The following is a 15198-nucleotide window of genomic DNA, read 5'->3' on the forward strand; positions in this document are numbered from 1 at the left end:
CAGCAAAAAGGCGCTGAAATATCAGCGCCTTTTTCGTTTGGTTTGACGAATCAAACTTTAAATTGGCTCACCAGACGTTTGAGCTCTTCGCCTGTCTGGTTTAAGTCAGTCGCCGCTTGTGCCGAGTCATTACTGGCGTTGAGTAGTTGGCTCACAATGTCGCGAATCGATACCAGATTACGGTGGATGTCCTCTGTCACCGTGGTTTGTTCCGAGGCTGCCGAGGCAATATAGCTGGTCATGTCATTGATTTGAGTAATGGCGTTACTCACCGAATCAATGCCACTACCAATTTCGTTGGATGCCTCCGAGGTTTGCTGGCAGGTATCGTTACTTTGCTTCATTCCCTCTACAGCCTGATTGACGTACGACTGTAGCTCATCCAGCATTTCGCGAATTTCGTGAGTGCTCTTTTGCGTGCGGCTTGCGAGGGTTCTCACCTCATCAGCGACCACCGCAAACCCGCGACCTTGTTCACCTGCACGTGCGGCCTCAATGGCAGCGTTTAGCGCCAGCAAGTTGGTTTGTTCAGCAATATCGCCAATCACAGAAAGCACGCCGGTAATCTTATGGGACTGCTCATTTAGCGAATCCACATGTGTACTCGAGGTATTCATTTGCTCGACCAGCGCTTGCATCGAGGTGATCGAGAATTGCACTTTCTCTTGGGCGTGACGCGCGTCGTCAGTAGCTGCACTGGTGGCATCAGCTACTTGGGTGGCGTTCTGTGACACCTCTTGCGCGGCCGAGCTCATCTGGGTAACAGCAGTGACCACTTGCTCGGTCTCGTTATCGTGAGTCTGTAATTGCGTGGCAACCATCTGGGTTTGCTCGTCAATCGTGCGTGCGGTGTGGCTCACTTTTTCCGTGACATCCACCACGCTACGTATGGTGGTTTGTAGCTTATCGATAAAGCGGTTAAACGCATCCCCAAGCAGCGCAATCTCGTCACTGCCTTTAATTTTCAGGCGCTGAGTCAGGTCGCCATCACCGTCGGCAATATCATTGAGGTTGTCCAGCATGTCTTTCACCGGCGTTGACATCCGTTGGGCAACAAAGGCAACCGCGATAAAGGTAACAATCAAAATAAGAATGCCTGCAATGACCATTCGTGCCGTTTGTGCCGCTAAAGCCTCTTCTGCATTTTCACGGAAATCGGTAACACGTGCCTCAATGTCGTCAATGTACGCCCCCGTTCCCAACATCCATTGGCCGTTGTTGACCATATCGGCATAGCCAATCTTTTCGATCAGTTCATCGGTGCCCGGCTTTTGGTAGAAGTAGGTGAAGGTGCCATCACCGCTTTGCGCCGCTTCGAGCAGACCCACGATAATTTTGTTGCCCTTGGGATCAGTAAGGTTAATTAACGATTGTCCTTCGACTTCAGGTTTCAGCGCGTGAAAGATATTGGTTCCCTGACGATCGTAAATATAAAAGTAGCCCGCCTTACCAAAGGTCACTTCGCGAAGTGCGTCTTTGACATTTTGCGTGGCATCACCGCCCGCTTGTTGTGCGTTTTTTACTACAGTCGCGGCAATTTCTGTGGCTTCGCGAAGCTGCATTTTTCGCTCATCAATTAATTTGGTTCGAAAAGTGGCAATGTTCTCGTCGACCAGCTCACGCTCGTAGTAGGTAGTGATAAACAACGTAACGAGAATGGATAATACCAAGGGTACGATGGCAAGCACTAAGAGCTTTCCGCGCAGCATTAACGTCAACATACCGGATACCTTGTGTTAATGATGGTTTCGATTTCGCTAAAGTATGGAAGACATTTTTTCCGTTTGCCGCGCAAAAAGCCCTTTTATTTGATGTGGATTGGGAAACATCTTGCAATCTTTTACATCTGTCTAACTCGTTATGCACAAGAGATTGCGATAACTATCTGATTCATCACTGGTAAGTAAATATAAGCCATTTTTCACTCACTCCTCTTACCTCTTTATCCCACAAGCAAGCCCAACGCACGCTTAACATTCTGGCATGTTTGGTCTGTCTGTATACGCGCCTTTTTTTGCCCATCTTTTAGGACGTCAGACAAGTAATCAGGGGCGTTCATGAGTGCTTTTCGCCGTTCTCGAATGGGCGATATCAGGGAGGTTAAGCTATCGGTTAGCACGTTTTTCACTGTCATATCCCCTAGACCGCCGCGCTGATAATGGGCTTTGAGTTCGGCGACGTGTTGAGCGTCAGGATGGAAAGCGTCCAAATAGGTAAAAACGACATTGCCTTCGACTCGGCCGGGATCTGAGACGCGCAAGTGTTGAGGGTCTGTGTACATGGATCGTACCGCGTCACGTATGGTGTCATTGTCATCGCTAAGATAGATGGCATTACCCAAAGATTTTGACATTTTGCTTTTACCATCAACACCCGGCAAGCGCGATGCTTTGCTGGTGAGTGCACGACATTCGCGTAATACAGGCTCGCCGACAACGTGATTAAATTTGCGCACAATGTCGTTGGTTTGCTCGATCATAGGAAGTTGATCATCGCCTACTGGCACGAGGTTAGCGCCAAATGCGGTGATGTCGGCAGCTTGACTGATTGGGTAGGTTAAAAAACCGACGGGAACTTGCTGTCCAAACTGTTTGTCGTTGATTTCTTGTTTTACCGTGGGGTTGCGGATCAGTCGTGCGTAACTCACTAAATTACTATAAAACATGGTGAGTTCTGCGAGCGCAGGAAGTTGAGATTGCTGACAAATTGTGACCTTATCAGGGTCAAGCCCAACCGCGAGATAGTCCGCGACCAAGCCTAAAATATGCGTGGCGACGTGATCCGGTTGATGGCCATTGTCGGTTAATCCCTGCATATCTGCGACCAGAATGGTTTGAGCACATTGTCCTTGTAAGGCAAGTCGTTGGCTAAGTGAGCCACTGTAATGACCAAGATGTAAGCGGCCAGTGGCGCGATCGCCGGTCAGAATAACGTCGTTTTTGTCGATAGCGTTTTTATCGATAGCGTAGGGGGTATGCATTGGTGTCTCCTTGAGGGTAAAGGCCGACGGAGACAGGGAAGTTGAAAACGATTCATTGACTGCCTACCGGCGGCCAATGAATACCCAGACTCAATGGCACGCTAAAGCGCGCGCCACCACTGGGTGCGAAAAATCAATAGAGTGTGTGTATCAAATACCGTTTTCATAGTGGTTTAAACTATCAGTCTTATGAGTACGACACAAGACTCACATACTGACTATTTTGTTGGTTTATCCGCGGCTTAAAAAGCCGTAAGGTAGAGCAAAGTCAGTGAAATCGAGGGAATGATGAAACTAAACGCAGACATGGGTGAGAGCTTTGGTGCGTGGACGATGGGAATGGATAGCGCGCTGATGCCGTGGATTGATATGGCCAATATTGCGTGTGGCTTTCATGCCTCTGATCCTGATGTAATGGCGGCCACGGTAGCACTCGCAGTAAAGCACAATGTGAGTATTGGTGCTCATCCCGGCTACGCCGATAAGCAGGGCTTTGGCCGTCGTCATATTGATCATACCCCGGCACAAATTAGTCACCTCGTTCGCTATCAAATCGGCGCATTACAAGGGATCTGTGCACGCTTTAATGCGAGCCTTGATTATGTGAAGCCCCATGGTGCGCTGTATAACACCATGATGGTGGACAATGATTGCTTTGAAGCGGTATTGGCTGCGGTGGCTGATACGCTGCCTAATACACCTTTAATGGTGCTGGCACTGCCAGATAACCGTCGGCATCGCCAGCTTGCCCAACAAGCCGGTGTGCCGCTGATTTTTGAGGCCTTTGCTGATAGAGCCTATCTGGCGTCAGGGCAATTGGCGCCGCGCAGTCAACCGGGCGCCGTGTTAGATGACGCCAACGCGATGATTGCGCAGGTGTTGCAGTTATCTCAACATGGCGCGGTGACAACCCTAGAGGGGCAAACGCTCACCCTATCGCCGGATACGGTGTGTGTGCATGGAGATAACCCACAATCGGTCGAGGCGATAAAACAACTCAGAAAGGCCTTAACACCATGACACTCAAGGTTGAGCAGGTCAGTGAAACCACGGTAATGATCCGGTTGGGCAATAAGATCGATCTTGCCTTAGTCCCACAGTTATCTGCGCTGTGTGAGCGAATCCAGCAACACTTTGGCCGTGGTGTGGTTGAGTTAATTCCTGCCTACACCAGCGTTCTGGTGGAAGTGAATGTTCGCTTACTCTCGCCAGAAACGTTGAAAACGTGGGTGATGAATCAAGGCGACTCATTGCGAGTCACCCGTGACGCTGGGAGCGGAAAACAGGTGACGTTGCCGGTGTATTATCACCCCTCGGTTGGGCCCGATTTAGCTGCGGTCGCCGAGTTTGCCGGCGTAAGTGAGCAAGAGGTGATTGCGCGACACAGCCAACGAACTTACACCGTCTGTGCGATTGGTTTCGCGCCCGGCTTTGCCTTTCTTGCGTCGGTGGATGAGACAATAGCCATGCCACGTCATACCACGCCTCGTCATCAGATCCCCGCCGGCAGTGTGGGCATTGCACAACAGCAAACCGCGGTGTATCCGGCGGCTTCGCCCGCAGGCTGGCAAATTATTGGCAACTGCCCCAAAGTGCTATTTAATCCCCGTCAATCGCCCATGATGCCGTTTGATGTAGGTGATACCGTCCGTTTTGAGCCGATGTCAGAGTCTGATTACCGTGCGGCAGGAGGTCAATGGTGGCAGGATTAACGGTGCTCGCCCCCGGCGTATTGAGCTTGGTGCAAGACACAGGGCGTTATGGGGTGGGCCAGCTTGGTTTAAGCCAAGGCGGGCCGGTCGATTGCCACGCATTTGCTTGGGCGAATTATTTACTCGATAACCCCGCAAAGACGCCGCTTGTCGAGATAACCATGGGCCAAGCACGTTTTCGTGCTGACCATGCGATGTCGATTGCCATCACCGGCGCAGACATGCAACCTTGTATTAATGGTCAGCGCGTGGGTATGTGGCAGACCTTGACGCTAAATGCGGGTGATGAATTGCGTTTACGCTACGCACGCCATGGCTTGCGCGCCTATCTCGCGGTGCGTGGTGGGTGGGTAGTAGATGGCGCATTTGGCAGTGCCGCGACGGTAATGCGCAATCAACTCGGCGGCCTGCATTCCGGATTAGGTGAACAGGCGGGAGGCATGGCGCTCGCGAAAGGAGATGTGTTGCCTTGTCGACCGCATGCGCTGTTGCCAAAGGTGCGCGGTGTGCCGACACGTTTTATTCCTGACTACAATGCCCTGACTCCACTGGCGCTTGTGCCGGGGTATCAGTTTGATAGCTTCAGCGCCGAGGCGCTAACGGCATTTTTTGATGGCGAATACACGATCGATCAGCACAGTGATCGTATGGGCGTGCGGCTCAATGGACCAAGCGTCGTGAGCAAGCAACCGGGTATTGTTTCCGAAGGCATTGCGCTCGGGGCCGTGCAAGTGCCCCCTGACGGTCAGCCGATTGTACTACTTAACGATCGGCAAACACTCGGTGGCTATCCTAAGCTTGGCTGCTTAACCCGTGCCAGCTTAAGCATGTTGGCGCAAACGCGACCCGGTCAGACCGTGCATTTTTATCCAGCGCGGCTGGCGGATGCATCAGTGCAATGGCAGGCGTTTGTGCAGTTTTTTGACTGGATCTAACTTGCAGAAAAATGGATAGATGAGCCTCTGGAAGACAGAGGCTCATAAATGGATAGGCTTTAACGTGCAAGCGACGGACTAGCGGAAACGGCTAATTTGCTCGAGGGCTTTTTCCATTTGCGCAAAGTCAGGTGACGCGTTTTCTATCGGTCGGTTAGTGTTATCCATGTATTGATATTGCCCCCCCGCACCCACTTCTAAAATGGTGTCGTCGGTGACCAACGCATAGCCGCTGTAGTTTGACGATAACACCCAATCTTGCCCGGGCTTGGGTGCAAGCAAGTCATGACCAATCGCGTAGCTGGCCGGATCGGACGTTACGCCCAAATAATGCTTCATCAGGGTGGGCGCAACATCTTGGTGGCTGGTTAGCTGCTTGCCGGTATCCACCTGTTTTACATCGATGCCGGGGCCTATCATCGCGAAAGGCACGTGAATTTGTGGGTCAGTAAAGTTACTGTTGTGTCCCCAAAAATTTAGCTGGTTGTCATTCATTTCTTGGCCGTGATCGCCGGTAACGACAATCAAGGTATTATCGAACTCTCCGCTTTGTTTTAGCTCCTCAATGACCTTGGCCACCAAGCTATCAACGTAGCGTACGCTGGTCTTATAGCGATTGAAAAACGGTGTCGGATCGGTCTCGTTATTTAGCTTGAGATAGTTAATTTCGTCCAACATCGGTTGATACTTGGGGGTAAAGTCCGCAGGAAAATCATAGCCATGTGGCGCATCGTAAAACAAAAACGAGAAGGTGGGACGATTGGACTCACGCTTTTGGTGCCAACGGATCCAATCTTGGGTCAGATCTGCGTCTAGCTCGGCGGGAGAGTCGCCCTCAGAACCGTTACGTAAATCGGACACCTTGGCAAACACGGTTTGGTTAAATTCCGGCTTTTCCAATTGCGCGGCGGTAAAAATACCCAGTTGATAATCGAGTGCCTGCAGACGATCCATCAATACCGGAGATTGCTGATTGGCAAGAAAGCTATGCCAATAGGTGCCGGGCATGCCATAAAACAGGCCAAAAATGCCGGTGCGGGTCGCGTTCCCCGTCGCAAGATGATGTGAATAGGTACGGCCACCTTGCGCCAACGCCCAAAGGTTAGGGGTGTTGTCGGCATTGAAGGTATCCGCGCGCCATGAGTCAACCACCAAAAACATGATGTTCACCGGCTGCTCAACCTCGGTCGTGCTCAGCGGCGAAAGGGGATAGTTCAGGTCGGCTTCGCGATCTACATCCATGGCTTTTTGGCGCGCTAGAGCTTGTTCATCAATCCAGCCGTTTTTGCGCATCATGCTGTTGGCGGTGGCTGGATAGAAAAGTGGCAAATAACGTTTCACCGTTGTCACGGGTTGGTACGCGTAGGCCGCGGCCCAAATATGAATCCCGTGGGTGGCGAGCAAGGCCAGAAACGTGAGCAGCGCAAATTTTTTGCCGACTTTGTGCTGGGAAGAAAACCGTGTCCGTGACAACGCAGCCAGAAGTGCCCATTGTGCCGCGAGGCAGGCAACCACGCCACCTGTCACCATCAGCCAAGTGATCAGCGGGAAGCTAACAATCTGCCCGGCGAGGATCAAATCCAGCACCATGGCATTGATATGGAATCGGTACTGGGCAAACACGATGGTATCGATGAAAAGGGTGATCACACCCACCGACGCTATCAAGGCGAGCAATGGTTGGCGCACCTTGGTTGGCAGCAGTAACAGCGGGAGTGTTACTAAGCCAACAATGGCGGCAAGTAAGGCCATCTGGCTAAAGGTACTGACCACGATAAAGGTGATGCCAAGTGGCTCAGTGGGAAAGCTAGGTAGAAACGCAAAGTAGCGGCTGGCTATTGCCATCAACACAAGGGCGTTAATAGCGATGAACCAGCTATGGGTTTGAAGTCGCGATTTAAAAGACATGGTTTCTCATCACAGTTGAGTTAATCAATTGGCAACGTAACGGGCGCGTTGCCGGGTTGTATGACGACGTGTGTTATTGAATAAGTGGGACACCAAAGTGATGCCATAGAATGGTAAGCCAGACCACACCTGCTAAAAGCAAACTGACAAACACCGCCGCAGAGCCGATGTCCTTTGCTCTGCCACTGAGCTCATGACGCTCTTCACCCACTCTGTCTACCACGGCTTCAATGGCGGAGTTAAGCAGTTCGACAATAATCACTAACACAATGACGCCGAACATCATCAAAGATTCCATCACCGGCAATTGTAGCCAGAGTAATACGGCTAACGCCGTTGCCAATAATACGACTTCTTGACGGATCGCGGCTTCATGGTGATATGCCGCTTTTAATCCTGCCCAAGAATAGCCAGTGGCTTTAATGATCCGTATCAGCCCTCGCGGCTTTTCTGAGGGGGATGTATTAGCGCCCATAAATACATTCTCGTAACAATTTGATCGATAGGCTGGCATTTTACATTTAACCGAGCCAACTGCATAATCGGCGCGATAACTTAATTGGAATTTGTTATGCCTCTGTTTACTCACGCCCCACGCTCCCTGTGTATTTTGCGCCTATCTGCGATTGGCGATGTTTGTCATGCGGTCGCGGCGATTCAAGCCGTGCAGCGCCATTGGCCGCAGACGCAGATCACTTGGGTGGTTGGTAAAGTTGAAGCACAGCTTTTAGCTGGGCTTGATGGGGTGGAGCTGGTGGTGTTTGATAAAAAAGCGGGCTTAGCAGGCATGCGTCACGTTTGGCGGCAGCTGAAAGGGCGCCGGTTTGATGCGTTAGTGCATATGCAGCTTGCTTTGCGCGCGAGCTTATTGACTGTGGGGATCGGTGCGCGCCATCGCGTGGGATTTCACCGCCACCGAGCGAAAGAGGGACAGTGGCTGTTTACCAATAAACGGATCCCCGACACCCAATCTTGCCATGTGTTAGATAGCTTTTTCGCCTTCACTCAATATTTGGGCGTGCCGGTTACGCCACCGCAGTGGCAACTACCACTTTCTGAAGACGATCATGCCTTTGCCAAAGCGCAACTGGGTGACAAGCCCACTGTCGTGATCAGTCCTGCCGCGAGTAAAGATGAGCGTAACTGGCTGCCAGAGCGCTACGCCCAATTTGCCGACTACGCGGTCGGTAAAGGGTATCAGGTGGTACTCTGTGGTTCACCGGCCGCGCGTGAAAAAACGCTGGCCGCCCGCATTATTGCCGCTGCTAACGCGCCACTGGTTAATTTAGTGGGACAAACCAGCCTTAAGCAATTAGCCGCGGTGCTCGCACGTGCCGATGCGGTGCTAGCCCCCGATTCCGGCCCTGCGCACATGGCAACCACGCAAGGCACGCCCGTCTTAGGTCTTTACGGGCATAGCAATCCGAAGCGGACCGGCCCTTATAACAACCTCGCGGATGTAGTTAGTGTCTATGAAACCTTTGCTGAACAGCAACATGGCAAGCCCGTTAATCAATTGGCATGGAGCACTAGGGTGAAAGGCGATCATGTGATGGCTGCCATTGATACACAGCAGGTGATCGACGCGTTTGAAACCATGATGGCGAAGCAATATCACTGAGGTTAGCGCGTAGGTCGATGACAAGGCGCCACCTACGCGCTTCTGTTTTACCTATTTGTCGTAGTGGGACGTATCAGCGCATGTTTTTCACTGTTGCCGTTAACCCTAAACCTTAGAAAGCTATGTTGAAGCTTTTGATAGTTTCTACCCCAGTTTGGCTCTGAATTTGTGATCGCCTCGCGTTCGTTGGTTAGTAATGAACGCCAAGGGTAGAGTTTTTTAGGGGACGAGAGACGATATACCCCCTGCGAGTTGATAACTACAGAGTTATTGTAGCCATAATTAGAGATAGGCTGTTTTTGCAGCAAGTTTTCTCCGCCTAAACTCGAGTACGGCGAGTTTGATAAGCTAAAGTGATAGAGCGTAGGGAAAATATCGCGGTGTGAGCCGATACGCGTTGGATCGTAATAATAAGGTGTTTGAGTTAGAATTAGTTTTGGTACTTTAAGAAAAAATGGGACAGCATGATTGAGTGCGATTTCATTCTGCGCACCTTTTGATAAAAACCGTAAATGATGATCCCCTGTTGCAGCAATAATAGTGCGCTCAGAAAGTGCTGAGTCATCAATGGCCTCTATGAAACCGCCTAAAGCATCGCTAGCATATTGGTAGGCTTTTAACATAGTACTTACTTCAACTGTTTCACCATGGACTCGACTTTTTAATCGTGGGCTTGCAGCGACTGGTTTCGCTTGATAGTTATCTGGTACATAAAAAGGAGAGTGGTTAGTCACCGTCATTATATAGATAAAGGTTGGTTTGGATGCTTCTTCAAGAATTTTTTGTGCTAACTTGAAAGTATATTCATCTGCGACCCCCCATGTTCCGGCACTTTTTTTCGCTTCGGGGAATGTGTCGATGATTGTATTTTCGTCATAAACGTGGTCAAAGCCTTGCAACGGAAGGTAACGTGATAGATTTCTCCACATTGCATTGCCACCATAGACAAAAATGGTTTGGTATCCTGCACGCTCATAAGGTTCTACGGCACTATCTGACAGAGACTTAGCACTATAAGTTGAATGGCTAATTGTGGGGACATCACTGTGAAAGAGCATCATGACTATGCTATCAATGGTGGCAGAAGTACCAGCCAAGAAACGCGTAAAAACGAACTCTTTTTGGAAGTAAGGGCGTAGTCTTCCCAACAAGTCATTAGTCTCTTTATCATCCTCAACCAACATATTCATCCCCATTCCCTCCATCAAAGTTATAACGACATGAGGCGGGTTATTTTTTAAATAGTCGTTATTTAATGTTCTTTCAAAGGGAGTGGATTTGCCAAGTACAGCAAGCATTTGTTCTCTTAATTCTTTTTCTTCTATCGAGGAGAGGATCTCTTGTTTTTGATAATCACTCCGTGCCCAATCAAGAGCCATAAAAGCATTGGGAACTGCTGCATTTAGTAATGGCAGCTCGGATACACTAGCATGATAGCGCTTAAGTGGTAGTGATCCTATCGAACCGCGAGCGACGATAAAATAAGCAACAACAAACGCTGCTATCGCCATGCAATACATGATATGTGATCTTATTGACAGGGATTGGTAACGTTCATTTGAGTTGTATGAGTTGTATGAGTTGTATTTTACACAAAAAGTATGCCCGAGAAAAAATGCGATAATAATTGTGGCCATAACGCCTGAAAATAATGGGTAGCTTTGCCAAAGCGTATCCATGATTGCTTGACTATCATCGTCAAACAAACCAAATAGGAATACATCAAGATGGTTACCATATGCTAAAAAGTAGTAAACATTTATCGCAGAGGCTAAAATCATTAAGGCATAGATGACAGTGGCATACCAGCTCGAGATATTTGTTATTTTTTGGAAAAGACGTGCTGAGGTGAGGCTTAATAAGCCAGCGAGTATCAATGGAGAAAAGCCTATAGCCACTACTTTTGCATCAAACCTGAAACCAACCCATAGTGCCCTAAGTAAATCTTGAACGCGTGTGTCCAGTTCGATGTCAGTATTCACAAACCACAATAATGCCAGCCGCCCAAGAGTCAGAATGGCAAGCCCTGGCAATATATAGCGAAGACTCATTATAAATAAAAAACGAAAGCGATATTGATACATACCTTGTACTTATAATTTATGATTTTTGCGCACTATAACACTGTTTAGCCCGCTGTCATGATTGGGTTGCCTGAGACGCCTTTAAGCTGTGGGGTAGATAACAAAAAAGGCCCCGCGGGGCCTTTGTGGTGGCGATGCTAGTACTAGCTGGCGAGTTGGCGCAGCACGTAGTGGAGAATACCGCCATGGCGGTAGTAATCCCATTCAACTGCAGTGTCGATGCGGACGTTGACGTCAAACTCGATGGTTTTATCATCCCGAACTGCACGCACCTTGAGGGTAGAGGGTTCGCCGTTGATCTCCTCAAAGTCGAACACTTCTGTGCCATCCAATCCAAGTGATTCAACGGAATCACCCTCTTTAAATTGCAGTGGCAACACGCCAAAGCCCACTAAGTTAGAGCGGTGAATACGCTCGAAGCTTTCAGCAATGACGGCTTTGATACCCAGCAAGTTGGTGCCCTTGGCGGCCCAGTCACGGCTTGACCCTGTCCCATACTCTTTACCCGCAAGCACAACTAATGGCGTGCCGTCCGCTTGGTACCGTTGCGCAGCATCGTAAATACTCATTTGTTCATTGGTGGGCAGGTAGGTAGTCATACCGCCCTCGGTGCCCGGCGCCATTTGGTTTTTCAAGCGCACGTTGGCAAAGGTGCCACGTACCATCACCTCGTGGTTGCCTCGGCGTGAGCCGTAGCTGTTGAAATCTTTTGGCTCAACGCCTTTAGATTTCAAATACTCGCCCGCAGGGCTATCTGGTTTTATCGCCCCTGCAGGTGAAATATGGTCGGTCGTGATCGAATCACCGACTTTCACCACACAGCGCGCGCCTTTGATTGGTTTGATCTCAGGCAGTGCCATGGTCATGCCGTCAAAGTACGTTGGCTTCTTAACGTAGGTAGAGTCAGGCCATGAGTAAATCTCATCTTCAGGCACGGGCAGCTGACGCCAAGCGTCTGTACCGGCAAACACGTCCGCGTATTTGTCTTGGTACAGCCCGTCGGTCATTGCTGTCTGAATGGTTTGCGCGACTTCCTGTGGCGTTGGCCAAATGTCGTTGAGGTAGACTGGCTTACCGTTTTTATCCTGTCCGAGTGACTCATTCAGAACATCCACGTTCATATTACCCGCCAGTGCGTAGGCCACGACAAGCGGTGGCGAGGCTAAATAGTTGGCTTTTACATCTTGGTGAATACGGCCTTCAAAATTACGGTTACCGGACAGCACGCTAGTCACCAATAAGTCGCCAGCGCGAATGGCTTCAGTGATAGGCTCTGGTAGAGGCCCTGAGTTACCAATACAGGTAGTACAGCCAAAGCCGACGATGTTAAAGCCAAGCTCAGCCAGAGGTTCGAGTAAACCCACATTCTCTAAATAGGCAGGGACAACCTGTGATCCGGGAGCAAGCGAGGTTTTCACCCACGGTTTTGTTTTTAAGCCAAGCTCGCGTGCTTTCTTAGCGACCAGCCCAGCAGCGACAAGCACGGCAGGGTTCGAGGTGTTGGTGCAGGACGTGATTGCTGCGATGACGACGGCCCCGTTCTCAAGCGTAAATGTTTCTCCCTTATACTTGACTTGAGTATCACCTTGTTCGCGTACACTGGGGTTATCGACCGCAGTTTGCCCGCCTTCACTGGCAAAACTGGCGATCAGGTTATTTGCTGCCGCTTGCTCTTTTTCCAACAGCTGATCGAATTGGGTTTTGGCATCGGTTAATGCAATTCTATCCTGCGGGCGTTTGGGGCCGGCAAGGCTTGGAACCACATCGCCGAGGTCGAGATGGAGTGTGTCACTATAATCAGCCACCGGTGCATCGTCATCTCGCCACAAGCCTTGTGCTTTGGCATAGGTTTCGACCAGCGTGATTTGATCGTCGGTGCGTCCTGTTAGGCGCATGTAGCTTAGCGTTTCTTCATCAATCGGGAAGATGCCACAGGTTGCACCGTATTCGGGCGCCATATTGGCAATGGTTGCGCGATCAGCCAACGGGAGTTTAGCGAGGCCCGGGCCATAAAATTCAACAAACTTACCCACCACGCCGCGCACGCGTAGCATTTGAGTGACGGTGAGTACCAAGTCAGTTGCAGTGGCAGACGCAGGTAGCTCGCCTTTAAGCTCAAAGCCGACCACTTCAGGAATGAGCATGGTGATAGGCTGGCCGAGCATCGCCGCTTCCGCTTCGATACCACCCACGCCCCAGCCAAGCACACCTAAGCCGTTGATCATAGTGGTATGTGAGTCAGTGCCCACTAGCGTGTCTGGCATGGCTAGCTTATTGCCACCTTGCGCTTCCACTAATACTCCCGGGGCTAAATACTCGAGGTTCACTTGGTGTACGATCCCCGTGCCGGGGGGGACGACGCGGAAATTCGAAAAGGCTTGCTGACCCCAACGTAAAAATTGGTAGCGTTCGCTGTTGCGCTCGAACTCAATCTCGGTATTTTTTTGCAGGGAGTCAGGATTGCCGTAGTCATCCACCATGACCGAGTGGTCGATAACAAGATCAACCGCACCAAGCGGGTTAATTTTGGCTGGATCGCCTTTTAAATCGCGCATCGCGGCACGCATGGCTGCGAGATCCACCACGGCAGGTACGCCAGTGAAATCTTGAAGCACGACACGTGCAGGGGTGAAGTTTACTTGATCTTTACCGGCAGCATCAGCTTGCCACTGGCAAAGGGTTTTGATGTCCTCTGCTGATACATTCTTACCGTCTTCTTTGCGCAGCAAGTTTTCAAGCAGCACTTTTAGGCAGTAGGGCAAGCGGCTGATATTAAATTGATCAGACAATGCATCGAGACGGAAGTAATCGTAGGTTTCACCATTGACGTGTAGGGTACGTCGCGTGTTGAAACTGTCTTGGCTATTGGAATGAGATGTGTTGCTCACGGGTGCCTCCCCAAGTCCGTTATTGTGAGTAGAAGCGAGGTAGATAAGGACACCTCGCTCGGGGGATTGCTTGTTTTTACAGCACTATTGTAAATGCGAGATTGATTTAGTTAAAGCTTAGTTACTATCGTGTGGCCGATAACTGCCATCGCTGAAACCTTTTTATTCAGGGTGAGGCTGTTTGTCGGGTTTGGCGATCATCGCGTCTTGTGGGTAGTAAACAACGCCACGTGGCTGACCTTGGCGATCGAAGAAAGCGTTGGGACGATGGTGACCGAGTAAACGTGCCCAGCCAATGCGGAGGGCGGTTCTGATCACTAAGCTAAGCGGAAAGCGAGGGTGGACATTTTTTTCTGGGATGGATGAACGTGCGTCTTGTCCTTGTACATACCAACGGACAGGGCTAATTTCTTCTTCGTTATCGCCTTCGATGTGATAACAACTGCTAATAATGCCGATAAAAGGGATAGCTGCACTAATTGTATTTGCTATCGGTGTATGGCAACAGCTCGTGTACCAGCGATAAAGCCCTTTTTCGGATAATCTCGCGCAGGAAAGCTTATCTCGCCCTCGGTAAACGCGTAACTGCGCTGGCGTGATTTGTAGGATTTCTGTGCCGCCACCGGGCCTTAGCTCGGTATGGTAACCCAGTTTTTCAGCGAATGCTTGGCAGTCTTTGCAGTAACAAACGCAACGCTGACTGCGTTGCGCATCGATAATTTCTCCCGTCACTTGGCCACAAGCACACTGGATATTCAACCTTGTCATTCTATCCTCTCCCGCGCATCAAAGCGTGTCTTAATAGTGTAGAGGATGAGCAAAAAACCGATGCAGAGTGTTTGATTTATAACGCTATCTGAACATGAAATTCCTCTGAATTACGCAGAATGGCAACTTTTCGTGACATTTTTGTCCCATTTCCACCTTCTAAAATAGGGCAATAGACCAACTATGCAGTGATTAATTCTTTTGTTTAATAATTGTTAATCTTTGTAGTGGAGCCTTTCAACGGCTTAGCGAAATTTTTTAGACAAAAAAACTAAACGAGTGGTTTATGATCGATAAATATA

Annotated in this window: 11 protein-coding genes; 4 read left to right on the forward strand and 7 right to left on the reverse strand. The window is 49.9% G+C overall.

Annotated elements, in window-relative coordinates:
* Window positions 1-50: 50 nt before the first annotated feature.
* Both N7E60_RS14720 and trpS read right to left on the reverse strand, forming a co-directional pair.
* Window positions 51-1721 (reverse strand): methyl-accepting chemotaxis protein, encoded by a 1671-nt coding sequence (locus tag N7E60_RS14720; RefSeq protein ID WP_269598898.1) that lies wholly within the window; start codon window positions 1719-1721, stop codon window positions 51-53.
* A 221-nt stretch (window positions 1722-1942) separates the two neighbouring features.
* Window positions 1943-2980 (reverse strand): tryptophan--tRNA ligase, encoded by a 1038-nt coding sequence (gene trpS, locus N7E60_RS14725; RefSeq protein ID WP_269598899.1) that lies wholly within the window; start codon window positions 2978-2980, stop codon window positions 1943-1945.
* 288 nt (window positions 2981-3268) lie between these two features.
* On the opposite strand from trpS, the gene N7E60_RS14730 reads away from it, so the two are divergent.
* Genes N7E60_RS14730 through N7E60_RS14740 form a run of 3 tightly spaced genes read left to right on the forward strand, consistent with a single transcriptional unit; the run spans window position 3269 to window position 5627 of the window.
* Window positions 3269-4000, forward strand: coding sequence for a 5-oxoprolinase subunit PxpA (locus tag N7E60_RS14730; RefSeq protein WP_408642358.1), 732 nt, complete (start codon window positions 3269-3271; stop codon window positions 3998-4000).
* Window positions 3997-4692: a 5-oxoprolinase subunit PxpB gene (gene pxpB, locus N7E60_RS14735; protein WP_269598900.1), complete on the forward strand. Its 696-nt coding sequence runs from the start codon at window positions 3997-3999 to the stop codon at window positions 4690-4692. Before N7E60_RS14730 ends, pxpB begins: the two co-directional genes overlap by 4 nt.
* Window positions 4677-5627: a 5-oxoprolinase subunit C family protein gene (locus tag N7E60_RS14740; RefSeq protein WP_269598901.1), complete on the forward strand. Its 951-nt coding sequence runs from the start codon at window positions 4677-4679 to the stop codon at window positions 5625-5627. The genes pxpB and N7E60_RS14740 overlap by 16 nt, the downstream gene beginning before the upstream one ends.
* Window positions 5628-5705: 78 nt before the next feature.
* Here N7E60_RS14740 and N7E60_RS14745 read toward each other — a convergent pair whose 3' ends face one another.
* Both N7E60_RS14745 and N7E60_RS14750 read right to left on the reverse strand, forming a co-directional pair.
* The gene (locus tag N7E60_RS14745; protein WP_269598902.1) at window positions 5706-7535 is read right to left on the reverse strand and encodes a DUF3413 domain-containing protein; all 1830 of its coding nucleotides are present in this window, start codon (window positions 7533-7535) and stop codon (window positions 5706-5708) included.
* Between the two features lie 73 nt (window positions 7536-7608).
* Window positions 7609-8010, reverse strand: coding sequence for a diacylglycerol kinase (locus N7E60_RS14750; protein ID WP_069590422.1), 402 nt, complete (start codon window positions 8008-8010; stop codon window positions 7609-7611).
* Between the two features lie 96 nt (window positions 8011-8106).
* Here N7E60_RS14750 and N7E60_RS14755 point away from each other — a divergent pair, with 96 nt between their 5' ends.
* The gene (locus N7E60_RS14755; protein ID WP_269598903.1) at window positions 8107-9156 is read left to right on the forward strand and encodes a glycosyltransferase family 9 protein; all 1050 of its coding nucleotides are present in this window, start codon (window positions 8107-8109) and stop codon (window positions 9154-9156) included.
* Window positions 9157-9203: 47 nt separating this feature from the next.
* Here the strand turns inward: N7E60_RS14755 and N7E60_RS14760 are convergent, their stop codons facing one another.
* The 3 genes from N7E60_RS14760 to N7E60_RS14770 form a co-directional block, all read right to left on the reverse strand.
* Window positions 9204-11240: an LTA synthase family protein gene (locus N7E60_RS14760; RefSeq protein ID WP_269598904.1), complete on the reverse strand. Its 2037-nt coding sequence runs from the start codon at window positions 11238-11240 to the stop codon at window positions 9204-9206.
* 143 nt (window positions 11241-11383) lie between these two features.
* Window positions 11384-14128 (reverse strand): aconitate hydratase AcnA, encoded by a 2745-nt coding sequence (gene acnA, locus N7E60_RS14765; protein ID WP_269598905.1) that lies wholly within the window; start codon window positions 14126-14128, stop codon window positions 11384-11386.
* A gap of 162 nt (window positions 14129-14290) precedes the next feature.
* Window positions 14291-14896, reverse strand: coding sequence for a DUF6151 family protein (locus tag N7E60_RS14770; RefSeq protein WP_269598906.1), 606 nt, complete (start codon window positions 14894-14896; stop codon window positions 14291-14293).
* Window positions 14897-15198: the final 302 nt, after the last annotated feature.

Source organism: Salinivibrio proteolyticus (genome assembly GCF_027286365.1).
In the GTDB taxonomy this organism is placed as follows: domain Bacteria; phylum Pseudomonadota; class Gammaproteobacteria; order Enterobacterales; family Vibrionaceae; genus Salinivibrio; species Salinivibrio proteolyticus.

Bases quoted from the DNA above. Each gene is read 5' to 3' on its own strand.
- N7E60_RS14720 (WP_269598898.1), bottom strand. From the start codon at position 1,721: ATGTTGACGTTAATGCTGCGCGGAAAGCTCTTAGTGCTTGCCATCGTA.
- trpS (WP_269598899.1), bottom strand. From the start codon at position 2,980: ATGCATACCCCCTACGCTATCGATAAAAACGCTATCGACAAAAACGAC.
- N7E60_RS14730 (WP_408642358.1), top strand. From the start codon at position 3,269: ATGAAACTAAACGCAGACATGGGTGAGAGCTTTGGTGCGTGGACGATG.
- pxpB (WP_269598900.1), top strand. From the start codon at position 3,997: ATGACACTCAAGGTTGAGCAGGTCAGTGAAACCACGGTAATGATCCGG.
- N7E60_RS14740 (WP_269598901.1), top strand. From the start codon at position 4,677: ATGGTGGCAGGATTAACGGTGCTCGCCCCCGGCGTATTGAGCTTGGTG.
- N7E60_RS14745 (WP_269598902.1), bottom strand. From the start codon at position 7,535: ATGTCTTTTAAATCGCGACTTCAAACCCATAGCTGGTTCATCGCTATT.
- N7E60_RS14750 (WP_069590422.1), bottom strand. From the start codon at position 8,010: ATGGGCGCTAATACATCCCCCTCAGAAAAGCCGCGAGGGCTGATACGG.
- N7E60_RS14755 (WP_269598903.1), top strand. From the start codon at position 8,107: ATGCCTCTGTTTACTCACGCCCCACGCTCCCTGTGTATTTTGCGCCTA.
- N7E60_RS14760 (WP_269598904.1), bottom strand. From the start codon at position 11,240: ATGTATCAATATCGCTTTCGTTTTTTATTTATAATGAGTCTTCGCTAT.
- N7E60_RS14770 (WP_269598906.1), bottom strand. From the start codon at position 14,896: ATGACAAGGTTGAATATCCAGTGTGCTTGTGGCCAAGTGACGGGAGAA.